General features: G+C 70.6%; 23 protein-coding genes. 12 read left to right on the top strand and 11 right to left on the bottom strand.

Features of this window, described 5'->3' with window-relative positions; genetic code table 11:
- Positions 1-417 (top strand): DUF4395 domain-containing protein, encoded by a 417-nt coding sequence (locus ACIBLC_RS08710; RefSeq protein ID WP_399210028.1) that lies wholly within the window; start codon positions 1-3, stop codon positions 415-417.
- A 185-nt stretch (positions 418-602) separates the two neighbouring features.
- Complete coding sequence (locus ACIBLC_RS08715) at positions 603-1,331, top strand: lysophospholipid acyltransferase family protein (protein ID WP_399210029.1); 729 nt, start codon at positions 603-605, stop codon at positions 1,329-1,331.
- 4 nt (positions 1,332-1,335) lie between these two features.
- Here ACIBLC_RS08715 and ACIBLC_RS08720 read toward each other — a convergent pair whose 3' ends face one another.
- The 5 genes from ACIBLC_RS08720 to ACIBLC_RS08740 form a co-directional block, all read right to left on the bottom strand.
- Positions 1,336-2,028: a B3/4 domain-containing protein gene (locus tag ACIBLC_RS08720; RefSeq protein WP_399210030.1), complete on the bottom strand. Its 693-nt coding sequence runs from the start codon at positions 2,026-2,028 to the stop codon at positions 1,336-1,338.
- A gap of 8 nt (positions 2,029-2,036) precedes the next feature.
- Positions 2,037-2,609 (bottom strand): transglutaminase domain-containing protein, encoded by a 573-nt coding sequence (locus ACIBLC_RS08725; RefSeq protein WP_399210031.1) that lies wholly within the window; start codon positions 2,607-2,609, stop codon positions 2,037-2,039.
- A gap of 81 nt (positions 2,610-2,690) precedes the next feature.
- On the bottom strand, positions 2,691-3,764 hold the full coding sequence (locus tag ACIBLC_RS08730; RefSeq protein ID WP_399210439.1) for a threonine aldolase family protein: 1,074 nt from the start codon (positions 3,762-3,764) through the stop codon (positions 2,691-2,693).
- A complete protein-coding gene (locus tag ACIBLC_RS08735) occupies positions 3,761-4,519 on the bottom strand; it encodes an SDR family NAD(P)-dependent oxidoreductase (RefSeq protein ID WP_399210440.1) in 759 nt (252 codons plus the stop codon). The genes ACIBLC_RS08730 and ACIBLC_RS08735 overlap by 4 nt, the downstream gene beginning before the upstream one ends.
- A gap of 35 nt (positions 4,520-4,554) precedes the next feature.
- Entirely contained in the window at positions 4,555-5,952 is a 1,398-nt protein-coding gene (locus ACIBLC_RS08740) for a DUF6421 family protein (RefSeq protein WP_399210032.1), read from the bottom strand.
- Between the two features lie 390 nt (positions 5,953-6,342).
- Between ACIBLC_RS08740 and ACIBLC_RS08745 the strand changes: the two genes are divergently transcribed.
- A complete protein-coding gene (locus tag ACIBLC_RS08745; RefSeq protein WP_399210033.1) occupies positions 6,343-7,026 on the top strand; it encodes a glycerophosphodiester phosphodiesterase in 684 nt (227 codons plus the stop codon).
- 29 nt (positions 7,027-7,055) lie between these two features.
- On the opposite strand, the gene ACIBLC_RS08750 is transcribed toward ACIBLC_RS08745, so the two are convergent.
- Complete coding sequence (locus ACIBLC_RS08750) at positions 7,056-7,598, bottom strand: GNAT family N-acetyltransferase (RefSeq protein WP_399210034.1); 543 nt, start codon at positions 7,596-7,598, stop codon at positions 7,056-7,058.
- A gap of 70 nt (positions 7,599-7,668) precedes the next feature.
- Here ACIBLC_RS08750 and ACIBLC_RS08755 point away from each other — a divergent pair, with 70 nt between their 5' ends.
- Positions 7,669-8,055 (top strand): VOC family protein, encoded by a 387-nt coding sequence (locus tag ACIBLC_RS08755; protein WP_399210035.1) that lies wholly within the window; start codon positions 7,669-7,671, stop codon positions 8,053-8,055.
- A gap of 60 nt (positions 8,056-8,115) precedes the next feature.
- Here the strand turns inward: ACIBLC_RS08755 and ACIBLC_RS08760 are convergent, their stop codons facing one another.
- Positions 8,116-8,709 carry a MarR family winged helix-turn-helix transcriptional regulator gene (locus ACIBLC_RS08760; protein WP_399210036.1) on the bottom strand — a complete coding sequence of 198 codons (594 nt, stop codon included), beginning with the start codon at positions 8,707-8,709 and terminating at the stop codon, positions 8,116-8,118.
- Positions 8,706-10,361 carry an FUSC family protein gene (locus ACIBLC_RS08765; RefSeq protein WP_399210037.1) on the bottom strand — a complete coding sequence of 552 codons (1,656 nt, stop codon included), beginning with the start codon at positions 10,359-10,361 and terminating at the stop codon, positions 8,706-8,708. Before ACIBLC_RS08765 ends, ACIBLC_RS08760 begins: the two co-directional genes overlap by 4 nt.
- A 203-nt stretch (positions 10,362-10,564) precedes the next feature.
- Here ACIBLC_RS08765 and ACIBLC_RS08770 point away from each other — a divergent pair, with 203 nt between their 5' ends.
- The 5 genes from ACIBLC_RS08770 (at position 10,565) to ACIBLC_RS08790 (ending at position 14,515) form a co-directional block, all read left to right on the top strand.
- The gene (locus ACIBLC_RS08770) at positions 10,565-11,110 is read left to right on the top strand and encodes a DUF5134 domain-containing protein (RefSeq protein ID WP_399210038.1); all 546 of its coding nucleotides are present in this window, start codon (positions 10,565-10,567) and stop codon (positions 11,108-11,110) included.
- 94 nt (positions 11,111-11,204) lie between these two features.
- A complete protein-coding gene (locus ACIBLC_RS08775; RefSeq protein WP_399210039.1) occupies positions 11,205-12,140 on the top strand; it encodes a M56 family metallopeptidase in 936 nt (311 codons plus the stop codon).
- A gap of 92 nt (positions 12,141-12,232) precedes the next feature.
- Complete coding sequence (locus ACIBLC_RS08780) at positions 12,233-12,916, top strand: phosphatase PAP2 family protein (protein ID WP_399210040.1); 684 nt, start codon at positions 12,233-12,235, stop codon at positions 12,914-12,916.
- Between the two features lie 33 nt (positions 12,917-12,949).
- Positions 12,950-13,648 (top strand): HAD family hydrolase, encoded by a 699-nt coding sequence (locus ACIBLC_RS08785; RefSeq protein WP_399210041.1) that lies wholly within the window; start codon positions 12,950-12,952, stop codon positions 13,646-13,648.
- A 135-nt stretch (positions 13,649-13,783) separates the two neighbouring features.
- Positions 13,784-14,515 carry a TetR/AcrR family transcriptional regulator gene (locus ACIBLC_RS08790; protein WP_399210042.1) on the top strand — a complete coding sequence of 244 codons (732 nt, stop codon included), beginning with the start codon at positions 13,784-13,786 and terminating at the stop codon, positions 14,513-14,515.
- Here ACIBLC_RS08790 and ACIBLC_RS08795 read toward each other — a convergent pair.
- Entirely contained in the window at positions 14,503-16,005 is a 1,503-nt protein-coding gene (locus tag ACIBLC_RS08795) for an LVIVD repeat-containing protein (RefSeq protein ID WP_399210043.1), read from the bottom strand. The two genes, ACIBLC_RS08790 and ACIBLC_RS08795, sit on opposite strands and share 13 nt — an antisense overlap.
- A 194-nt stretch (positions 16,006-16,199) precedes the next feature.
- Between ACIBLC_RS08795 and ACIBLC_RS08800 the strand changes: the two genes are divergently transcribed.
- Complete coding sequence (locus ACIBLC_RS08800; protein ID WP_399210044.1) at positions 16,200-16,850, top strand: DUF305 domain-containing protein; 651 nt, start codon at positions 16,200-16,202, stop codon at positions 16,848-16,850.
- 207 nt (positions 16,851-17,057) lie between these two features.
- Here ACIBLC_RS08800 and ACIBLC_RS08805 read toward each other — a convergent pair whose 3' ends face one another.
- Positions 17,058-17,558 (bottom strand): DUF6214 family protein, encoded by a 501-nt coding sequence (locus ACIBLC_RS08805; protein ID WP_399210045.1) that lies wholly within the window; start codon positions 17,556-17,558, stop codon positions 17,058-17,060.
- A 223-nt stretch (positions 17,559-17,781) separates the two neighbouring features.
- On the opposite strand from ACIBLC_RS08805, the gene ACIBLC_RS08810 reads away from it, so the two are divergent.
- Together ACIBLC_RS08810 and ACIBLC_RS08815 are read left to right on the top strand one after the other, a co-directional pair.
- Complete coding sequence (locus tag ACIBLC_RS08810; RefSeq protein ID WP_399210046.1) at positions 17,782-19,164, top strand: FAD-dependent oxidoreductase; 1,383 nt, start codon at positions 17,782-17,784, stop codon at positions 19,162-19,164.
- Positions 19,165-19,480: 316 nt separating this feature from the next.
- A complete protein-coding gene (locus ACIBLC_RS08815) occupies positions 19,481-20,869 on the top strand; it encodes a nucleobase:cation symporter-2 family protein (protein WP_399210047.1) in 1,389 nt (462 codons plus the stop codon).
- Here ACIBLC_RS08815 and ACIBLC_RS08820 read toward each other — a convergent pair.
- A complete protein-coding gene (locus tag ACIBLC_RS08820; protein WP_399210048.1) occupies positions 20,789-21,148 on the bottom strand; it encodes an ArsR/SmtB family transcription factor in 360 nt (119 codons plus the stop codon). The two genes, ACIBLC_RS08815 and ACIBLC_RS08820, sit on opposite strands and share 81 nt — an antisense overlap.
- Positions 21,149-21,284 lie beyond the last annotated feature (136 nt).

Below are 21,284 nucleotides of genomic sequence, written 5' to 3' on the forward strand. Positions count from 1 at the left end.
ATGGAAATTGACGTGAGGGGGCCGCGGTTCGGTGCGGCCGTGACGGCCTTCGTGCTGGCGGTCGTACTGGTCACCGGCAGTCCCTGGCTGCTGGCCTGGCAGACGCTGGCGTTCGCGCTGGGCGCTGCCGGCGGAGTAGGGCGCTCCCCGTACGGCTGGCTGTTCCGCAAGGCCGTACGCCCGCGGATCGGTCCGCCCGCGGAGTTCGAGGCGCCCGAGCCGCCCCGGTTCGCGCAGGCGGTCGGACTGGCCTTCGCGGTCGTCGGGCTCGTCGGCTACGCGGTGGGACCTGAATGGCTGGGCCTGGTGGCCACCTCGTGCGCGCTGGCGGCCGCGTTCCTCAACGCGGCGTTCGGGTACTGCCTGGGGTGCGAGATGTACCTGCTCGTACGCCGATTCACCGTACGCACGGAGTAAAGGGGAGTTAAAAGTACGAGGTGGATCAAGGGGTGACGTGACGAGAATCTCGCCCACTACCGGAACTGGGGCTGGCCACTCGTCCGTTCTTCGGGCACGATCTGCGCAATGCCGTAAACCTACGGCTGCGTAACTTGCCCGCCGGGAGACCCCATCCCAGGCAGAGAGAAGGGTCCACCCCGTCCATGGCAGAGCTTGTCTACCGCCCCGTCGTCGGTCTCGCCCAAACGTTGTTCAAGGCCTGGGACCTCAAGATCGACTGCAAGGGATCGGAGAACATTCCGCGCTCGGGCGGCGCCGTTCTGGTCAGCAACCACATCGGCTACATGGACTTCATCTTCGACGGTCTGGCCGCCCTGCCACAGAAGCGTCTGGTGCGTTTCATGGCGAAGGAGTCGGTGTTCCGGCACCGGATCTCCGGTCCGCTCATGCGGAACATGAAGCACATCCCGGTGGACCGGAAGCAGGGCGAGGCGGCGTACGCCCACGCACTGGAGGCACTGCGCTCCGGCGAGATCATCGGCGTCTTCCCCGAGGCCACCATCTCGCAGTCGTTCACCCTGAAGAGCTTCAAGTCGGGCGCCGCCCGGCTGGCCCAGGAGGCCGGCGTCCCGCTGATCCCGATGGCCGTGTGGGGCACCCAGCGGCTGTGGACCAAGGGCCGCCCGCGAAACTTCAAGCGCAGCCACATCCCGGTCACCATCCGGGTCGGGGAGCCGTTCGAGGCCCCGAAGGACCAGTACGCGGGCGCGATCACCCGGCGGCTGCGTGACCGCGTGCAGGAGCTCCTCGAAGCCGCGCAGCGCGCCTACCCCGTGCGGCCCAAGGGGCCGGACGACACCTGGTGGATGCCCGCGCACCTCGGCGGCACCGCGCCGACGCCGGAAGAGGTCAAAGCGGCCGAGGCACGCTGAATCGTCACTCCGGGGCGTGGACGTGGATCCGCGCCCCGGGGCTGAACTTCTCGAGCAGTTCGGCGAGTTCGGCCCCCGCGCGCGCGACGTCGGCCACCGGCATCGGCGCCAGGCTCTCCAGCAAGAAGACCCCTGAGACCGACTCCTCGGTGAGACGCGTGCGCGGCCCCTGGCGCCAGTTCCAGCGGCGGCAGGTCACCCCCGCGTCGTCCCGCCACACCACCTCGCCCGCGTCGGGGTGTTCGACGGTCTGCTCGCCGCCCGCGACGGTCACGAACTCCTCGTCGCCCACGGCGCGCACCAGGCGCATGCCGCCCTTGATGCGGTCGGTGTCCTCACCGCCGACAGGGATCAAGTGGGCGACGCTGATGGCGTTGTAGACATCCACCAGCACGTTGATCCGGGGCAGTCCGGCGTCCGACAGGGCTCGTTTGGCCAGCGCCTCCGCGGAGTTGCGGGTCCGAGAGGGCTTGGAGCCGAACGCCGTGTAGGTCTCCCGCCAGGCCGCCATGTGCGGGTCCTCGTGCGGAGCGCGACCGTCCAGCCGTACGGCCAGACGGCGGGCCGCGTCGTCGAGCAGCGCCGAAGTCGCTTCGGTACTGGGCCCGTTGACGAGTCCGGACGCCTCGACGGCGACATGGGTGAAGCCGGGTGCGAGCGCGCGCACCTCGTCGGAGACGGTGAGCGTGAGGGTCATGGCCTGCCTCAGAGTGCGGTGGGGAGCGTCTGCCAGGGGTGTGGCCGGTCGGTGGCGGCCTTGAGGACGCTCAGCACAACCGGGTGAGGTTCAGCGTACAGTACTGGATAGTCCAGCTCATTGAACTCCGGGTCAGGGGTGAAGGCCAGCCGTTCGCCGTCCAGGGAGAACTGGGCATCCACTCCCGGTTTGTTGCCGCGAGGGTCCTGCCGGTGCCAGGCGCCGTTGAACCGCACGGCGACGAGCCCGTGCACCTCGTCGAACTTCTGGTAGCACAGCGCCGTCGGGATGTCCTCGGCTCGCAGCAGCGCGGCCAGGGCGTGGGCCTTGGCGTAACAGATCCCGGTGCGCCGCTCCAGCACGTCGGACGCACGCCAGGTGACGCGCAAGTCGCCGGAGTCCCGCGAGTGCGGGATCTCATCGCGCACGAATTCGAACGCGGACCGTGCATAGGCATACGAGTCGACGGATCCCTTGGCGAGCCGCGCGGCGGTCTCGCGCACCAGCGGATGGTGATGGTCGATGACCTCGTCGGCGGCCAAATACGCGGACAGGTCTGTGTTGTTCTGGATCAGCTCCATGCCCGCAGAGCATAGGAACGCGACCACCCGAGAGTCAATGACTTTTCAGGTGGCAGCATATCTATGCAGTGAATCTCCTGGTTACGGGTGCGCCATCTCTTCCTTCAGCGCGGCCACGAAACCGTCGACGTCGTCCTCGGTGGTGTCGAAGGCGCACATCCAGCGGACGTCGCCCGCTGTCTCGTCCCAGAAGTAGAAGCGGTAGCGCTTCTGGAGACGCTCGCTCACGTCGTGCGGAAGGCGCGCGAAGACCGCGTTGGCCTGCACGGGGTAGAGGATCTCCACGCCGTGCACCGCGCGCACGCCCTCGGCGAGCCGCTGGGCCATCTCGTTGGCGTGCCGGGCGTTGCGCAGCCACAGGTCCCTGGCGAGCAGCGCCTCCAACTGCACGGAGACGAAGCGCATCTTGGAGGCGAGCTGCATCGACAGCTTGCGCAGGTGCTTCATGTGGCTGACGGCGTCCTGGTCGATGACGACGACGGCCTCGCCGAACAGCGCGCCGTTCTTGGTCCCGCCGAGCGAGAGGATGTCGACGCCGACCGCGTTGGTGAACGTCCGCATGGGGACATCGAGGGAGGCGGCCGCGTTGGATATCCGGGACCCGTCCAGGTGCACCTTCATGCCGTGCGCGTGGGCGTGGTCGCAGATCGCGCGGATCTCCTCGGGCGTGTAGAGGGTGCCCAGTTCGGTGCTCTGGGTGATCGAGACGACCTGCGGCATCGCACGGTGCTCGTCGTCCCAGCCGTACGCCTGCCGGTCGATCAGCTCGGGCGTGAGCTTGCCGTCGGGGGTCGGCACCGTGAGCAGTTTGAGGCCGCCCATGCGCTCGGGGGCGCCGCCCTCGTCGACGTTGATGTGCGCGCTCTCGGCGCAGATCACCGCGCCCCATCGGTCGGTGACGGCCTGGAGGGCGACGACGTTCGCGCCGGTTCCGTTGAAGACCGGGAAGGCCTCCGCGGTGGCGCCGAAGTGGCTGCGGACGATGCGCTGGAGGTTGGCGGTGTAGTCGTCCTCGCCGTAGGCGACCTGGTGCCCGCCGTTGGCCAGGGCCAGGGCGGCGAGCACCTCGGGGTGGGCCCCCGCGTAGTTGTCGCTGGCGAAGCCCCGGACGGCCGGGTCGTGGTGACGCCGGGCATCGGTCCTGGGAGGGTTCACGGCTTGTCGGTCAGCCACAGACGTTTTCCGTTCACTTCACCGGCGGGCTTGTCCCAGACGCCGGCGATGGACTCGGCCAGCTCGTTGACGTCCGTGAAGCCCGCGAACTTCGCGTTCGGGCGCTCGGCGCGCATCGCGTCGTGCACCAGTGCCTTCACGACCAGGATGGCAGCCGCCGAGGTCGGCCCCTGCTCGCCCCCGGCCTTGCGGAAGAAGTCGGCCATGGCCAGCGTCCACGCCTCGGCGGCGGCCTTGGCGGCGGAGTACGCGGCGTTCCCCGCGGTCGGCCTGCTCGCACCCGCGGCGCTGATCAGGACATACCGGCCGCGTTCGCTGCGCTGCAACGCCTCGTGGAAGGCCAGGGACGTGTGCTGCACGGTGCGGATGAGCAGCAGTTCGAGCAGGTCCCAGTCGTCGAGAACCGTCTTGGTGAAGGTCTCGCTGCCCCGCCAGCCGCCGACGAGGTGGACCAGGCCGTCGACGCGGCCGAACTCCTTCTCGACGCGGGTGGCCCAGTCACGGGTCGACTGGAGGTCGAGCAGGTCGACCGTGTCACCGACGACGGTGGCGCCGCCGTGCGCGTAGCTGGCCGCGTCCACGGCCTCCGCGAGACGCTCGGGATCGTTGTCCGAGCCGACGACGGTGGCGCCCGCCTCGGCGAGCCGCAGGAGTGTCGCGCGGCCCGCGGGGCCTCCGGCGCCCGCCACCGCGATCACCGCTCCGCTGAGTGCTCCGTCGCCGTTTCCGTTGGACATCGCCTTCGCCTCCGATACGTCCTCGGCACGGGCAGTCACGCGGCGACCCGCTCGGCGTTCGCCGCGGTGATGCCCCTGGTCGAGGCGATCACGTGCTTCAGCTTCTTGGCGAGCGCCTCATAGAACATGCTCAGGGGAAACTCGTCCGGAAGCACGTCGTCCACGAGCTTTCGCGGCGGCAGGGTCAGATCCAGGGCGTCCGGGCCCTTGGCCCAGCGGGAACCCGGGTGCGGGGCGAGGTAGGTGGCGACCAGCTCGTACGCCTTGAACCAGTGGACGAGCTTGGGGCGGTCGATGCCCGCGCGATAGAGGTCCTCGATCTCCGCGCAGAGCTGGTTGGTGACCTGCGGTGCGCGCTGCCAGTCGATGTGCAGCTTGTTGTCGGTCCAGCGGACGACGTCGTGCTTGTGGAGATACGCGAAGAGCAGCTGACCGCCGAGGCCGTCGTAGTTGCGGACGCGCTCGCCGGTGACCGGGAAGCGGAACATCCGGTCGAAGAGCATCGCGTACTGCACGTCGCGGCCCTGCGGGAAGCCGTCGGCCTCCAGCTTCACGGCCTCCTTGAAGGCGGTGAGGTCGCAGCGCAGCTCCTCCAGGCCGTACATCCAGAACGGCTGGCGCTGCTTGATCATGAAGGGGTCGAAGGGCAGGTCACCATGGCTGTGGGTGCGGTCGTGGACCATGTCCCAGAGCACGAAGGCCTGCTCACAGCGCGCCTGGTCGTCGACCATCGCGGCGATGTCCACGGGCAGCTCCAGACCGAGGATGCCCACGGCGGCGTCGGTGACGGCGCGGAAGCGGGCGGCCTCGCGGTCGCAGAAGATGCCGCCCCAGGAGAAGCGCTCGGGTGCCTCGCGCACCGCGATGGTCTCCGGGAAGAGAACCGCCGAGTTGGTGTCGTATCCGGCCGTGAAGTCCTCGAAGGTGATGCCGCAGAACAGCGGGTTGTCGTAGCGGGTGCGCTCCAGGTCGGCCAGCCAGTCCGGCCAGACCATGCGCAGCACGACCGCTTCGAGGTTGCGGTCCGGGTTGCCGTTCTGCGTGTACATCGGGAACACGACCAGGTGCTGGAGGCCGTCCTCGCGGTGTGCGGCGGGCTGGAAGGCCAGCAGCGAGTCGAGGAAGTCGGGCACCTGGAAGCCGCCGTCGGCCCAGCGGCGCAGATCCTTCGCGAGTGCCTCGTGGTAGGCGGCGTCGTGCGGCAGCAGCGGGGCGAGCCGCTCGATCGCGTCGACGGCACGGCGGACGGCGAGCCGGGCGTCGGACGCGTCAGGCGCGCCCTCCGCGTCGAAGTCGATGGAGCCGTCCTTGGCCTGCCACGGCCGGATCTCCTCCACGGCATTCTTGAGCACGGGCCAGGCCGGGTGCTCCACCACCCTGACCACGGGAGGGACCCGCTCCTCCGCACCCACCTGCACAAGAATTTCCGTCATGTCCCACCCTCCACAGGAGAACCTCGCGTTAGAACACCGTATGCGTACGTAGTTCCTTCCTGCAAGCAGAATCTCGGGACATTATCCTGCACACTCGCTCCTTCACGGCCTTTTTTCCTGTCATTAACCGGGGATGCGGCTGTTGCTGCTAAGCACCGCGAGGAGCGGCGAGGGAGCCCCCGGGGGGTCAACCGTCGCCGTGACGCGCCCACCGCGGAGTGACCCGGACCGGCGACGCGAGGCGGGTCTCCCCTGACCGGCGGGGCCATTGGCCCGCGTACGAGCGGGTACATCGCAGAGCAGGGCCACTAGGCTGCGGCCCTGCCGCGTGGGCGCCGCCGTCGGAACCACGCGCGAGCCGAGCCGCCGTCGACGGAAGCGAGTCGCGTCTTGAACTTCCTCACCATCGGTCACCGCGGAGTCATGGGTGTCGAACCCGAGAACACCCTCCGTTCCTTCCTCGCCGCCCAGCACGCGGGCCTCGACCTGATCGAACTCGATCTGCATCTGAGCAAGGACGGCGCCCTCGTCGTCATGCACGACGCCGAAGTGGACCGTACGACCGACGGGTCGGGGCCGATCGCCGAGAAGACGCTCGCCGAACTGCGCGCGCTGGACGCGGGGCGCGGTGAGAGGGTTCCCATCTTCGAGGAGGTCCTTGACGCCATCACGACGCCGCTCCAGGCCGAGGTGAAGGACGTGGCGGCGGCGCGGGCGCTGGCCGAGGTCATGCACCGGCGTGACCTGGTCGGGCAGGTCGAGGTGTCGTCGTTCCACGACGAGGCGGTCGACGAGATCACCCGTCTCGTGCCGGGCGTCCGCACCGCGCTGATCGCGAGCCGGTACGGCACCGACGTCGTGGACCGCGCCGTGGACGTCGGCGCCGCGACCGTCTGTCTCAACGTCCGCCGGCTGACCCTGGAGGTCGTCGAGCACGCCCGCAAGGCCGACCTGCGGATCATCGGCTGGGTGGTGAACACCCAGGACCAGTTGCGGCTGGTGCGCGCCCTCGGACTGGACGGCGCGACCACCGACTATCCCGAGATCAAGCGCACCGGCCGCTTCACCGCGTAGCCGTGTCGGTTCGACACCTGGCGTGACGACTATGCGAGGGGCTTGACCAGCAGCTCGAACCGGAGGTCGTCGCGCTGCGGGATACCGAAGCGCTCGTCGCCGTACGGGAAGGGGGTCATCTTTCCCGTACGGCGGTAGCCGCGACGCTCGTACCAGGCGATCAGGTCCTCCCGTACGGAGATCACCGTCATGTGCATCTCCACGACGCCCCAGGTCTCGCGCGCGTGCCGCTCCGCCTCGGCGATGATCACCTTGCCGAGGCCGGCGCCCTGGAGGGCGGGACTGACCGCGAACATGCCGAAGTAGGCGTGGTCGCCGCGGTGTTCGAGCTGGCAGCAGGCAACGACCGATCCGTCCCGCTCGACGGTCAGCAGCCGGCTGTCGGGCGACTTGATGACCGCGAGCACGCCCTCGGGATCGGTCCGCTGCCCCTCGAGAATGTCCGCTTCGGTGGTCCAGCCGGTCCTGCTGGAGTCCCCGCGGTAGGCCGACTCGATCAACGCGACCAGAGCGTCCACATCGCTGTCGGCGGCGTCGCGGAAGGTCAGTCCGGTGGAGGCGGCGGTGTCCATGAAGCGGTCTCTTCCGTTCGGCGGCGGGCCAGGCACCGACGAGCCTAACCCTCGCCTAGGCTGCGGCCTCATGGTGCATGTACTGAGCAGCCGAATCCTCCTGCGCCCCACCGACCCCGAGCGTTCCCGGGCCTTCTACGGCGGGAAGCTGGGCCTCGCCGTGTACCGCGAGTTCGGTACGGGCCCCGAACGCGGCACCGTCTACTTCCTCGGCGGCGGGTTCCTGGAGGTCTCGGGGCGCTCCGAGACGCCACCGTCCCCCGCGGTCAAGCTGTGGCTCCAGGTCGCGGACGCGAAGGCGGCGCACGAGGAACTGGTCGCCGCCGGTGTCGAGGTGCTGCGTCCGCCGGTGAAGGAGCCGTGGGGGCTGATCGAGATGTGGATCGCGGATCCGGACGGCACGGAGATCGCGCTCGTGGAGACCCCGGACGACCATCCGTTGCGGTACCGCCCCTGAGGGTCCGGCTTGCGTCCGTACCGGGTTCGCCGCTGACCCGGTCGGCGCACGGGCGAGGAGTCAGGCGCGTGGCATCCCGAGGCGGCCCTCCAGCTGGCCGAGCAACTCGGCGAGCAGGTCGGCCAGTTCGCGCTGTCGGCCGAGGTCGGTCCCCGACAGGACGGTCGTCTCGTAGGAGAGCTGCTCGGGGAGGATGCCGTCCACGAGTTCGCGGCCCTCGTCGGTCAGCCGGACATGCGCGACCCGGCGGTCACGGGTGTCACCGCGCCGCTCCACCAGTCCCCGTTCGGTCAGCTGCTTCAGGCGCTTGGTGACGGCGGCGCCGGAGGAGAAGGTCTCCCGGGCGAGTTCGCTCGGGGTCAGCTCGTGTCCGGTGCGCCGCAGGGTGCCGAGGACGTCGAACTCGGGCCGGGTCAGCCCGGCACGGCGCAGCGGGGCGTCCTCCGCCTGCTGAAGCAGGGCCGCACAGCGGTTGATCCGGCCGATGACCTCCATGGGCCCGGTGTCGAGATCGGGCCGCACCTCCTGCCACTGCCGCACGACCGCGGCCATGGTGTCGCCGGACCCCGCCCTCCATCCCGAGCCGGTGCCCGCGCGCTCCCTCCGCCCCGCCTGGGCGTCCCCGTCCGTCGCCCGCCCGTTCGCTGCCGTCATGCCCGTGCGCCCTCCAAGGAGTGCAGTCCCTGCCGTCGTACCGTCGCCGCGAGCGTACGGTGTGCGGCGTGTTCGACCGGCATCAGCCGGTCCTCGGGCAGGGCGCGCTGCCACCATTCGCCGGCCGCCGTGTCGACGGTGGCACGGAGGTCGACGAGGGTGGCGGCGAGGCCGCGGCGGGCGGACTCCAGCGTGCCGGGCTCGGGGTGGTCGCGGGCGAGGACCCGGGCGGCGTGCTCGCGGGCGTGTTCCACCGCCAGGAGCGCGTGCTCGACGCTGTCGCCGGCCCGCCGGTTGGTGACCGCGACAGCGGCGGCGAAGCCGACCAGCGCGCCGACAAGGGTGTCGACGACTCGGTCGGTGATGAGCCGGCCGGGTTGCTGGGTGCGCGTGAACTCGGTGATCAGCAGCGCCATGGGGGTCACGCACAGGCTGCCGAGCCAGTAGTTGCGGCTGATGAGCGCTTCGGCACCGAAGGCGCAGGCGAGGACGCAGAGCACGAGGACCGCGTCGCCGAGATGGGCGAGCGGGACGACCGCCGCGAAGACCAGCACGCCTGCCAGGTTGCCGACGACGCGCTGCACACTCCGGCTCCAGGTCAGGGTGACGTTGGCCTGGTAGAGGGAGGCCGCGGTGACCAGAGCCCAGTAGGGGCGGCCGACTCCGAGTGCCAGTGAGGCGTATCCGGCGAGGGCGCAGCCGAGCGCGGTGCGCAGGGCGATGGGCCCGAGCGGGCCGAGGCGGCGCAGCAACGGCCTTTGCCCGAAGGCGAGTTCGGCTTCGACACCGAGGATTTCGTCCGCGGTCTCCGCGAGGTCGTCCGGCCGTGGCACCGGACCGGTGCCGCGCAGCCCGCGGGCCCAGGCGCGCAGCCGCTCGGGGTCGGTGCCGGCGGGTGCGGCCAGGGCGACCTCGGCGCGGACGACGAGCCGTTCGAGGGCGCGCCGGGGAACGGAGCGCGCGCCGGTGGAGAGCAGTGACTGCCAGGCGCCGTGCACGGCGGCGACCGCGGCGGCGCGGGCACCGGCGGCCTCCTCGCGACTCCCCCGGGTCTGCGCGTAGGCCGCGGCGGCGTTCAGCGCGAGCGCGGTGGCGCGACGCTCCGGGCCGTGCGGACGGAGCAGCCCGGGGGCCATGGCGACGATCCAGGCCCAGAGGCCCGCTCCGGCGGTCAGGGCGAGATGGCCCGGGACCTGGCTCAGGGTCTGTGGTGCGAAGAGGGACGCGGAGCTGATGAAGGTGAGGATCAGGTGTCCGGGCGGCCCGACGCGCGTGGCGTCGCACAGGGTCTTCTGGACGGCGGCGAGCAGCGCGCCGACGGCGACCAGCACGACGGCGTCGGTGGTCAGCGAGGCTGTGACGAGGGCGACGGCCGTCCCGCCGAGCATGGCGAGCACCACCCAGGCGAGGGCGCGGGCCCGGGCGGCGTACGGCCGCTGGTGGGCGTAGAGCGCGCAGAGCGACCCGGCCATCGTGTACATCGCCAGGTCGAGCCGGCCGAGTGCCACGAGCAGCAGGTTCAGCGGGGCGACCGCGGCGACGACGCTCAGTGCGGGCTTGAACCAGATGTCGGAAGGGCGGCCGACGCGCAGGACACCCGCCAGCGGGAGACGCGGGGCACGTGGGGGACGGGAGGGTGTCGCACTGCTCATGACGACAAGATTAGCAGGTGTTTTACTTGTGAACTATCTGGTCTCCCTGCTCCTGGGCCGCTGCCGGCGCTTTCAGCGCGTCATCACCGATGCGCTCATAACGCTCCCCCATGTACGCCCTTGCGCTCGCTTGCGCCCTGTCCGGGCGGGGCATGTCCTGACCGAATGTCCGATGTACTACGCCGTCGAGCGGGAGGTGTGCGATGCACGGACCGGCTTCGCCCGGCTGGCTGCTCGTCGCGCTGTGCGCGGCGACCGGGGCGTACTGCCTGCTGCGGATGCGCAGTTCCGTCGAGGAGCAGCGCCGCACCGCGGGCGGTGAGGCGCTCATGGGCTTCGGCATGGCCGCGATGGCCGTGCCCGCGGCGGTGGCCGCGCCGCCGCGCTGGGCCTGGCTCGCCTACGCGGCGGTCTTCGGCGCGGCGGCGGTCCGTGGCCTGTGGGTGGCCCGTACGAGCCCGCACCACGCCCACCACCTGGTGGGTGTCTGCGCGATGGCCTACATGGCCGGGGCGATGGCCGCCTCTCCCGGTCACCACGGCCACGGCGGTACGGGGGTGCCGTTGCTGACCGGGGCGCTCCTGCTCTACTTCACCGGATACGTGCTGCGTTCGGGCCTGCGCCTGCTGCCGTTGACCTCCGTGGCCGGCGGCAGCGGAACCGTCGGCTGGGCCGACCGCCCGGAACTGTCACAGGCCTGCCGGCTGTCCATGGGGATCGCGATGCTCGCCATGCTGGTCACGCTCTGACGCCGGCGCCCGGTGGACCCGGAAGGTCGTGGCGTACGTCACTTGCCGTCGCGGCCCGTATCCTCCGGCGACACCCCGCTCATAGGCTTCAGCCATGATGGTCCCCGCGGCACTGTTGCTGCTCGGCGCCCTTGCCGCCATGGTTGCTCCGCGACTGCTCTCACGGGCGGACTGGGTGGACCGCGAACCGGTGGTGGCGCTGTGGGTGTGGCAGTGCGTGGTGGCGGCCGTTCTGCTGTGCTGTGCGCTGTCGATGACGCTGAGCGCGGCCGCCGCCTGGGTGGTGGTGCGAGGCCATGTGTTCGGTCCGGCACCGCACTCGGTCGTGGACGCCTACGCGCTGAGCACCGGTGGTCCGTGGGCCGCGACGACCGCCGTGACGCTCGCGTGCGGTGGCGTGTGGACCGCGGCGATGCTGGTCCGCGAGATCGCCAGGGCCCGGGCCCGCCGTCGCCAGAACCGGACCGAACTCCTGTCGCGCGCCCCGCTGTTGCCCGGCGAGGAGCCCGCCGCCGACCGGCTGGTGGTCCTGGAGGGTGAGCGGCCGGACGCCTGGTGGCTGCCCGGCTCTGCGCCCCAACTGGTGGTCACCACAGGCGCACTGCGGCGTCTCAAGGGCCGCCAGCTGGATGCCGTGCTCGCCCATGAGCAGGGACACGCGCGGGCACGGCACGACTGGCTGCTGCACTGCTCGGGCGCGCTGGCCAACGGGTTCCCGCAGGTTCCGGTCTTCGCCGCGTTCCGTGACGAGATGCACCGGCTGGTCGAACTCTCCGCCGACGACATGGCCTCACGCCGCTTCGGCCGCCTCACGATCGCCCTCGCCCTGGTCGAACTCAACGAGGACCGGGGCGTGTTCGGCCCCGGCGCCACCCCGCACGCCCATGTCCCGCACCGGGTGCACCGCCTGCTCACTCCCCCGGACCGGCTCACCGCGGCAAGGCGCCTGCGGTTGACCGCGGCCGCCGCGCTGGTGCCGGTGATCCCGGTACTGGTGACGTTCGTGCCGGGGTTGCGGGCGCTGACCTGACCGGGCCGGCCGGGCGCTGAGCCCAGCGGCCACGCCCACCCCGAGCGGCCCGGGGTTGGCATCCGACCCCGCACGTCGGCGAGGATCGTTCCATGCACTCCCCGCCTGTCGACTCACCTCCACACACGCCGGGCCCGCACAACGCCGCGCGCACCGCGGCGGCTCTCGCCGTACCCTGCGTACTGCTTCTCCTGCTGGTGGCGTTCTCCTGGCGCCCGCTGCTCGACCTCGACGACGAGATCGCCCGCGCCGCACACCCCTGGGCGGTCGACGAACCCGGCCTCACCCACACGTTCCGCATCCTGACGGACTGGGTGTGGGACCCCTGGGCCATGCGCGCGCTCTGCGCGGCCGTCGTGGTCTGGCTGGTGTGGAGACATCGCGCGTGGGGGCCGGCCCTGTGGGTGACGGCCACCTGTGTGCTGGGCAGCGTGGTGCAGCAGGGGCTGAAGTGGCTGATCGGCCGTGAACGCCCCGTCTGGACCGACCCTGTCGACTCGGCGCACTACGCAGCCTTCCCCTCCGGGCACGCCATGACGGCCGCGGTGGTGTGCGGGCTGCTGCTGTGGCTGCTGCACCTGTACGGCGCCGGACGCACCCTGCGGCGTACGGCACTCGCGCTGGCCGTGGCCTCCGTCCTGGGCGTCGGTCTGACCCGGGTCTGGCTGGGCGTCCACTGGCCGTCGGACGTCGTGGGCGGCTGGCTTCTCGGGGCCTTGCTCGTCGCGCTGGCGGTGGGCTCGTACGAGCGATGGGCCGCGCCGAGGCAGCCTTGACCGGTGCGGGCCGCGCCGCGAAGGATCACCCTCATGACGATCAAAGGCGTGCTCTTCGACTTCTCCGGAACGCTCTTCCGCGTCGAATCGACCGAGTCCTGGCTGCGGGCGGTGCTCGCGGAGGCCGGTATCCCGCTGTCCGAGCGGGAGCTGGTCCGCTTCGCCCGGGACCTGGAGTCGGCGGGCGCGCTCCCAGGCGGGGCCTCCCCGGCGGGGCCGCTCCCGGACGACCTCGCCGACGTGTGGGCGGTCCGCGACGAGAGCACTCAGTCGCACCGGGCCGCCTACACCGGGCTCTCCCGTGGGGTGACGCTGCCCGATCCCCGGCTGCACGACGCCCTGTACGAGCGCCACATGGCCCCGGAGGCGTGGCTGCCCTACCCGGACGCGGACGAGGTACTGGGCGACCTGCGGGAGCGCGGGATCGCGGTCGCCGTGGTCAGCAACATCGGCTGGGACCTGCGGCCCGTCTTCCGCGCCCACGGGCTCGACCGTCACGTCGGCGCGTACGTCCTGTCGTACGAGCACGGCGTCCAGAAGCCGGATCCGCGGCTGTTCACGACCGCGTGCGACGCTCTGGGAGTCGCGCCCGAGGACACACTGATGGTGGGCGACAACCGTCACGCGGACGGAGGTGCGGCGGCGCTGGGCTGTGCCGTGCACTTCGTGGACCATCAGCCGGCGGCCGAGCGCCCGGACGGGCTGCGGCCGGTACTCGGCCTGGTCGGCTGAGATCCCGCACGTCCGCCTCGGATGATCCCCCGCGTCACCCGAGGCGGACGCAGCCCGGAGCCGACCCACGGAGGGTCTCGGTCCGGACGCACTGAGTATAGTTGGCTGACAACCAGTCAACGCAGGAGTTTCAGAATGTCCCCGCGCAGCCGATCCGTCAATGAAGAGTTACGGCGGCGTTCCCGGGAGCGGCTCCTCCAGGCCGCGGTGGAACTGGTCAGCGAGCGCGGCTACGAGTCGACGACGCTCGGGGACATCGCGGATCGCGCGGGATCGGCGCGCGGACTGGTGTCGTACTACTTCCCCGGCAAGCGCCAGCTCGTGCAGTCCGCCGTGCACCGGCTGATGCACCGCACGCTGGAAGAGGCGCTGGAGCGCGAGCCGGCTTCCGGGGACGGCCGGGAGCGGATGGCGCGGGCCATCGACGCGGTGCTGGGACTCGCCCGGGAGCAGCCGGTTCTGATGCGCCAGCACATGGCCGGGATTCTCCAGCCCGAGGGATTCGTGCAATGCCCGGATCAGCAGCGTCTGGCGCAGCTGCTCGGCGAGACCGTCGCCCGTTTCGGCTCGGCGGACCCCGCCGCCGACTATCCCCTGCTGCGCGCGCTGCTCATGGGCGCGGTGTACGCGGCCGTGGTGCCGGGCGTCCCGATGCCGGTCCCGACGCTGCGGGCCGAGTTGTTCGAACGCTACGGCCTGGACTGGGAGTCGGGTGTCCCGCCGGACACCGAGGTGCCCGGCGGGACGTCCGACACGGACCTGTCACGGTTCTTCGCGACCGGCCGGCAGCCGGCCGATCCTTCCGGTCAACAATCCGGTCCTCGGTCCGAGGACCGGTCCGATCGACTCGACGGTCAGTCGAAGTAGTCCGGCTGCGTCTGGACGTTGAGCTCGCGCAGCTTGACCCGCTTCGCCGGGTCGGTGCGCCGGTCGCTGAGCTTCAGTACGTCGAAGCCCTTGATGATGTCGTTCGAGTAGATGTAGCCGTTGTAGTAGTACGCCGACCACGAACCGCCGACCGAGAGTGCGTCGGTGCTCAGCGGGCCGCGCTCGAAGTAGGCGATCTCCTTGGGCTTGGCCGAGTTGGTGAAGTCCCACACGGAGATACCGCCCTGGTACCAGGCCTGGACCATGAGGTCCTTGCCCTTGACCGGGATGATCGAGCCGTTGTGGGCGACGCAGTTCTCGGTCTCCGCCTGGTAACGGGGGATCTTGTAGTAGCTCTTGAAGACGAGCTTGCGCTTGTCACCCTTGCCCACGATGTCGTAGATGCCGTCGGCACCGCGGTTGGGACCGACGGCCGCGCTGCACGTGGCCGCGCCACCGCCGCCCAGCTCATCGGTGAACACCACCTTGTCGGCGTCCTGGTTGAAGGTCGCCGAGTGCCAGAACGCGAAGTTCACGTTGTCCTGGACCCTGTCGATGACCTTCGGGTTCGCCGGGTCCTTGATGGAGAAGAGGATGCCGTCGCCCATGCAGGCGCCAGCGGCCAGGTCCTTCGACGGCAGGACCGTGATGTCGTGGCAGCCGGTGGTCTTGGAGACGCCCGGGTTGGTGGGCGAGCCCGGGTTGCCGCCACCGTCGGTTCCCTCACCGGGGAAGAGGACGGGGAAGCCGACGACCGCGGCCTTCTCGGGGGACTTCCGAGGCACCTTGATGACCGAGATGCCGTCGTGCGGCGGCTGGCAGTCGGGGAAGGTGGCGCTCGGCGAGTACGAGGAGACGTAGACGTAGACGTTCTTGCGCTCCGGCACCAGCGTGTGGGTGTGCGAGCCGCAGGCGGTCTCGACGGCGGCGACGTACTTCGGGTTCGCCTTGTCGCTGATGTCGAAGATCTTCATGCCCTCCCACGACGACTTCTCGGTCGCGGGCTGCGAGGTGCTCGCACACGAGTTGTCGCTGCGCGAGGAGTCGGTGGACAGGAAGAGCAGGTTGCCCGAGACGGAGATGTCGTTCTGCGAACCGGGGCAGAGCACCTGGGCGACCGTCTTGGGGGCCTTCGGGTTCCGGATGTCGAAGATGCGGAAGCCGTCGTAGTTACCCGCGAAGGCGTAGTTGCCCTGGAAGGCGAGGTCCGAGTTGAAGTTGGGCAGCGCCTCCTTCGGGATGTTCGCGAGGTGCTCGATGTTGTCCGAGTGGACGATCTCGTCCTGCCCGGGTATCTCACCGCTCGCTATGGCCGCCTCGGCGACGGCCTCGTCGCTCTGGGAGACCTTCTTCTGCGCGGCGGGACCGTCCCCGGGGTCGGGGGTCGCGGCCGCCGGGCCTGTCGTGAGCAGCGCGGCCAGGAGTCCGGCCGCGGCCGCGGCAACTCCCAGACGTCTGTGCCGCGTTCGGGGGTCTTTCAACAGGGTCACTGCGTCCTCCCTTGTAGCCGTTCGCAGTCGAACGGTTCACGCACACCCCGCAGTATCGTCTTCACCATGCACAGATCAACAGACAGCAACGTAGTCGTAATGAAAGTTTCTGATCATTCAGGTTCAGCCGCGTGCTAGGACGGTCATCAACATCCTTGAGGTGTCCGCCCGTTCGTGTGCCGCAGGAGGTCGCTGTGTTGTTCCGCCGTCCGTCCCACGCGCCCCTGGTCACGGCGTCACTGGCGCTCGTCGTGCTCGCGCTGGGCGGCTGCGACTCCGGCTCCGAGACCAAGTCCGCCACGACGGGCGGGCCTTCCGTGATCGTGCCCGGCAAGCCCGGCGAGGCGGCCGAGACCCTCTCCGCCGAGGACGCGGCGAAACAGCGGATGGACGACGACACACCCAACTCGGCGGACCTCGCGTACGCGCGGATGATGATCGAGCATCACACGCAGGCGCTGGAGATGACCCAACTGGCCCCGAAAAAGGCCGAGTCGCGCCCGGTGAAGGCGCTCGCCGAGCGGATCGCGGCCGCCCAGGGGCCGGAGATCAAGACCATGGAGGGCTGGCTCAAGGCGAACGACGGGGAGAAGACCGCCACCGAGCACGCGCACGAGGCGATGCCCGGCATGGCGACGGAGGCGCAGCTGAAGAAGCTGCGTGCCGCCGAGGGCAAGGCGTTCGACCAGCTCTTCCTGACGCTGATGATCACCCACCACGAGGGCGCGATCACCATGGCGACGGATGTGAAGGCCCAGGGCAACAACATCCAGATCGAGGAGATGGCCGACGACGTGATCGCACAGCAGACGAGCGAGATCGGCAGGATGCGGGACATGTCGTAGCCGCGCATCGGACCGCCGAGGCAAGGCCGCCCGCTGGGTCCACCGGGACTACCGACGCGCGGCCGCCCGCCGTGTCCACCGGACCGCCGAACCCAGGCCACCGCTCCGCGCTCCGGACCAGCGAACCCAGCCCGCCTCCCCGTCCACCGGACCACCGAGCCCAGGCCCCTCCCCGTCCACCGGACCACCGGCCGCCGCTCCGGCCGGCTAGCGGCGTACGTGACGTGGTGCCAGGAATCCGGCGTCGCGTGCCCCGGCGATCAGTTTGAGCGACCTGCGGCGGCTGTGCCCGGTCGCGCTCATCACCGCGAGCACGGCGTCGCGGCCTTCGCCCTGAGCCGCGAGGTACTCCTCCGCGACGAGCCTGCGGCCCTCGATACCGCGCGGCCACGCGGGCCGGGCGCGCCTGGACGGCCCTTCCTCGCTCGACGGATCCTCTGGCGGCTCCCCCTCGTCCGGCTCCTCGTGCGAGAGCGCGGTCCGCACTCCGCACGCCTCGAAGAGCGGTTCCTCGATCCACTCGGCGAGCAGGTCGAGATCACCGAAGGACAGCGGTGGCTGGGCCCGTACGTCCTCGATCGACACGTCCCCCTCGGACACCACGGCGAGCAGGTCGACCCGGGCGCCGTCGGCGAACGCCAGCCGGACGTCGAACCAGGACGTCACCCCGTCGCGCTCACGCACTTCCCACGCGGGCCACACCGACACAGCGCCGTCGGGACCGCCGCGGTCACAGACGTCCAGTCGGTCGGACAGATTAAGAGAGGATGCTTCTAGCACATACGGAACGTAACCGCATGATCACATTCCATACGAACGGACACGCACGCACGAGCCGTGCGCCGACCCTGTCAGCGGAGCACCAGTGGTGGGATCCTGGAGCCGTCAGCGATCTCCTCGGACTGCCCAGGTTTCGGACAAGGAGTTCCGCGTGCTGCGTGTCGCCGTCGTCGGATCCGGCCCCAGCGGGGTCTACACCGCCCAGGGTCTCGTCCAGCAGAGCCAGGTCCCCGGGGTGCGGGTGGACGTCCTGGACCGGCTGCCCTGCCCGTACGGTCTGGTGCGCTACGGCGTGGCGCCCGACCACGAGAAGATCAAGTCCCTCCAGAACAATCTGCGGGCCGTCCTGGAGGACGAGCGGGTGCGGTTCCTGGGCGGCGTCCGGATCGGCCCGGACGCACTGCCGACGGCCCGGCTGCGCGAGCTCTACCACGCGGTCGTCTACTGCGTCGGCGCCGCCACCGACCGCCACCTCGGGATACCGGGCGAGGAACTGCCCGGCAGCTGGTCGGCGACGGAGTTCGTGTCCTGGTACAGCGCGCACCCCGACTGCCTGACCGACGGATTCGTGCTCGGCGCCCGGTCGGCCGTGGTCATCGGCGTGGGGAACGTGGCCGTCGACGTGACACGCATCCTGGCCCGCGGCGCGGCCGAGCTGAGCCCCACCGACATACCGCAGTCGGCGCTCACCGCGCTGGCCGCCAGCCAGGTGACGGAGATCAGCATGGTGGGGCGGCGCGGCCCCTCCCAGGCCCGCTTCACCACCAAGGAGCTGCGCGAGCTGGGCGCCCTGCCGGACACCGAAGTCATCGTGGATCCACGGGAGTTGGCGCTCGATCCGGCGTACGCCGACCCCTCCGGGCTACCGGCCGCCAGTCGCCGGAACGTGGAGGTGATGCGGGGCTGGGCCTCCGTGCCGCCACGGGGTGACGCCCCGCGCAGGATCCGGCTGCGCTTCTTCCTGCGTCCCGTCGCACTGCTCTCAGGTGACGGGGTCTCCGGGGGCGGGGCCGACGGCGGTCGCGTGGCCGCGGTGCGCTTCGAGCGGACGGTGCCGGACGGGCAGGGGGGCGTCACGGGCACGGGCCGGTACGAGGACATCGGGGCGCAGTTGGTGCTGCGCTCGGTGGGCTATCGCGGAGTACCGCTGGACGGGCTGCCGTTCGACGCCCGGCAGGGCACGGTGCCGCATCTCGCCGGGCGGGTCGTGCGGGACGGCGCGATCTCGCCGGGCGAGTACGTGGCCGGCTGGATCAAGCGGGGCCCGACCGGTGTCATCGGCACCAACCGGCCCTGCGCCAAGGAGACGGTCACCTCACTGCTCGAGGACGCGGCCGTGCTCGTACGACGGGAAGTGCCCGTGGATCCGCTGGTGGCGCTGCGGGCGGCGGGGCCGGCGCCGGTCGAGTGGGCCGGATGGCAGGCGATCGAGCGGGCCGAGGCGGAGCTTGGCGCCTCGCTCGGGCGCGGTGTCGTCAAGCTTCCGGACTGGGCGGCGCTGCTGGCCGCGGCCGCTCGGACCACGGAGTCGTAGCCGCGCCGACGCGGCCGCCGCGCGCGGACCACAAGGATCAGGCGGGTCCGCCGCCGTGCGTGGATCGCAGAGCTCCGGCGGGGTCCGCCGGCGTGCGCGGACCACAGTGACCCGGCGTCCGCCGCCGTATGTGGGTCGTAGGAGTCCGGACGGCTCCGCTGCCGTGCGTGATTCGCAGCGCTCCGGCGGGGCCCGCGCCAAGTCCGTGGGCATGACACACATCGGCAACAAGTCAGAAATCAACAAACTGTTCAAGGCCCCTACGGTCTGGTGCTGCCCCCCGAATCTCCGCTTCCCCGCCGCTCCTGGAGTGCCCATGGCAACCACCACACCCGTGCATCCCGTCGACGAGGTCCCACCCGTACGCCAGTTGGCAGCTTTCGGGCTCCAGCATGTGCTCGCCATGTACGCGGGGGCGGTGGCGGTCCCGCTGATCGTCGGCGGGGCGATGAAGCTGTCGCCCGCCGACCTCGCGTATCTGATCACCGCGGATCTGCTCGTCTGCGGGATCGCCACCCTGATCCAGTGCGTGGGCTTCTGGCGCTTCGGAGTGCGGCTGCCGATCATGCAGGGCTGCACGTTCGCGGCGGTCTCGCCGATGGTGCTCATCGGCACGACGGGCGGCGGACTGCCCGCGATCTACGGTTCGGTGATCGTCGCGGGTCTCGCGATCGTGCTGCTGGCACCGGTCTTCGGGAAGCTGCTCCGCTACTTCCCGCCGCTCGTCACCGGCACGGTGATCCTGATCATCGGCATCTCCCTGCTGCCGGTGGCGGGCAACTGGGCGGCGGGCGGCGCGGGCGCGGCGGACTTCGGGGAGCCGAAGAACCTGGCGCTCGCGGGCTTCGTCCTGGCCGTGGTGCTGGGGGTGCAACGGTTCGCGCCGGTCTTCCTGAGCCGGATCGCGGTGCTGATCGGCATCGCGGTGGGCCTCGCGGTCGCGGTGCCCTTCGGGTTCACGGACTTCGGCGGGGTCGGCGACTCCGACTGGGTCGGGATCAGCACGCCGTTCCACTTCGGGGCACCCACCTTCCACGCCTCGGCGATCATCTCGATGCTGATCGTGGCGCTGGTGATCATGACCGAGACCACGGGTGACCTCATCGCGGTCGGCGAGATGACCGACCGGAGGATCGAGCCGCGGTCGCTCGCCGACGGACTGCGGGCCGACGGCCTCTCGACCGTCCTCGGCGGGGTGTTCAACACCTTCCCCTACACGGCGTACGCGCAGAACGTGGGCCTGGTCGGGATGTCCCGCGTCCGCAGCCGCTGGGTCGTCGCCGCCGCGGGCGGCATCCTCGTGCTGCTCGGTCTGCTGCCCAAGCTGGGCGCGGTGGTCGCGGCGATACCGGCGCCGGTGCTCGGCGGCGCGGGTCTGGTGATGTTCGGTACGGTCGCCGCGAGCGGGGTGCGGACGCTGGCCCAGGTGGACTTCGAGGACAACCACAACCTGACCGTGGTGGCCGTCTCGGTGGCCGTGGGCGTGCTGCCGGTCGGGGTGCCGACGGTGTACGAGCAGTTCCCCGACTGGTTCCAGACGGTGATGAACAGCGGGATCAGCGCGGGCTGCCTGACGGCGATCGTACTCAACCTGCTCTTCAACCACCTTCCCGCCAGGGGCGGTTCAGCCGCTCCCGAGACGGCGGGCCTGGCCGGCGGCAGCGGCGAGGACGCTGTCGAGAAGCCCAGGGAAGAGGTCGCCTAGGTCATCCCGGCGCAGGCCGTTCATCTTGGCCGTGCCCCGGTAGACCTGCCGGATCACCCCGCTCTCACGGAGCACCCGGAAGTGGTGCGTGGTCGTGGACTTGGTGACGGGCAGCACGATGTCCGAACAGGAGAGCTCGTCGCCGTCGGCGGCGAGCTCTCGCACGACCTGGAGCCGCATGGGGTCGGAGAGCGCGTGCAGCACGGCCTCCAGCCGGATCTCCCCGCGCTCGGGGTGCGGCAGATCACGGCTGCCGGTGGCGGGGGCTGCGGTCGTCACGGCGACTCCACATCGTCGGGGAACAGCGTCCGGGAAACGTCGTCGGAGAAACGCCGTCGGGGGACCTCATTGTACGAGACCTTTCGTAGTTTGACATCTGCCGTACTACGATGCCTATCGTAGTAGCTGTCCCCGG

The organism is Streptomyces sp. NPDC050535, assembly GCF_044457665.1.
Classification (GTDB): domain Bacteria; phylum Actinomycetota; class Actinomycetes; order Streptomycetales; family Streptomycetaceae; genus Streptomyces.

Bases quoted from the DNA above. Each gene is read 5' to 3' on its own strand.
- ACIBLC_RS08710 (WP_399210028.1), top strand. From the start codon at position 1: ATGGAAATTGACGTGAGGGGGCCGCGGTTCGGTGCGGCCGTGACGGCC.
- ACIBLC_RS08715 (WP_399210029.1), top strand. From the start codon at position 603: ATGGCAGAGCTTGTCTACCGCCCCGTCGTCGGTCTCGCCCAAACGTTG.
- ACIBLC_RS08720 (WP_399210030.1), bottom strand. From the start codon at position 2,028: ATGACCCTCACGCTCACCGTCTCCGACGAGGTGCGCGCGCTCGCACCC.
- ACIBLC_RS08725 (WP_399210031.1), bottom strand. From the start codon at position 2,609: ATGGAGCTGATCCAGAACAACACAGACCTGTCCGCGTATTTGGCCGCC.
- ACIBLC_RS08735 (WP_399210440.1), bottom strand. From the start codon at position 4,519: ATGTCCAACGGAAACGGCGACGGAGCACTCAGCGGAGCGGTGATCGCG.
- ACIBLC_RS08740 (WP_399210032.1), bottom strand. From the start codon at position 5,952: ATGACGGAAATTCTTGTGCAGGTGGGTGCGGAGGAGCGGGTCCCTCCC.
- ACIBLC_RS08750 (WP_399210034.1), bottom strand. From the start codon at position 7,598: ATGGACACCGCCGCCTCCACCGGACTGACCTTCCGCGACGCCGCCGAC.
- ACIBLC_RS08755 (WP_399210035.1), top strand. From the start codon at position 7,669: ATGGTGCATGTACTGAGCAGCCGAATCCTCCTGCGCCCCACCGACCCC.
- ACIBLC_RS08760 (WP_399210036.1), bottom strand. From the start codon at position 8,709: ATGACGGCAGCGAACGGGCGGGCGACGGACGGGGACGCCCAGGCGGGG.
- ACIBLC_RS08765 (WP_399210037.1), bottom strand. From the start codon at position 10,361: ATGAGCAGTGCGACACCCTCCCGTCCCCCACGTGCCCCGCGTCTCCCG.
- ACIBLC_RS08770 (WP_399210038.1), top strand. From the start codon at position 10,565: ATGCACGGACCGGCTTCGCCCGGCTGGCTGCTCGTCGCGCTGTGCGCG.
- ACIBLC_RS08775 (WP_399210039.1), top strand. From the start codon at position 11,205: ATGATGGTCCCCGCGGCACTGTTGCTGCTCGGCGCCCTTGCCGCCATG.
- ACIBLC_RS08780 (WP_399210040.1), top strand. From the start codon at position 12,233: ATGCACTCCCCGCCTGTCGACTCACCTCCACACACGCCGGGCCCGCAC.
- ACIBLC_RS08785 (WP_399210041.1), top strand. From the start codon at position 12,950: ATGACGATCAAAGGCGTGCTCTTCGACTTCTCCGGAACGCTCTTCCGC.
- ACIBLC_RS08790 (WP_399210042.1), top strand. From the start codon at position 13,784: ATGTCCCCGCGCAGCCGATCCGTCAATGAAGAGTTACGGCGGCGTTCC.
- ACIBLC_RS08815 (WP_399210047.1), top strand. From the start codon at position 19,481: ATGGCAACCACCACACCCGTGCATCCCGTCGACGAGGTCCCACCCGTA.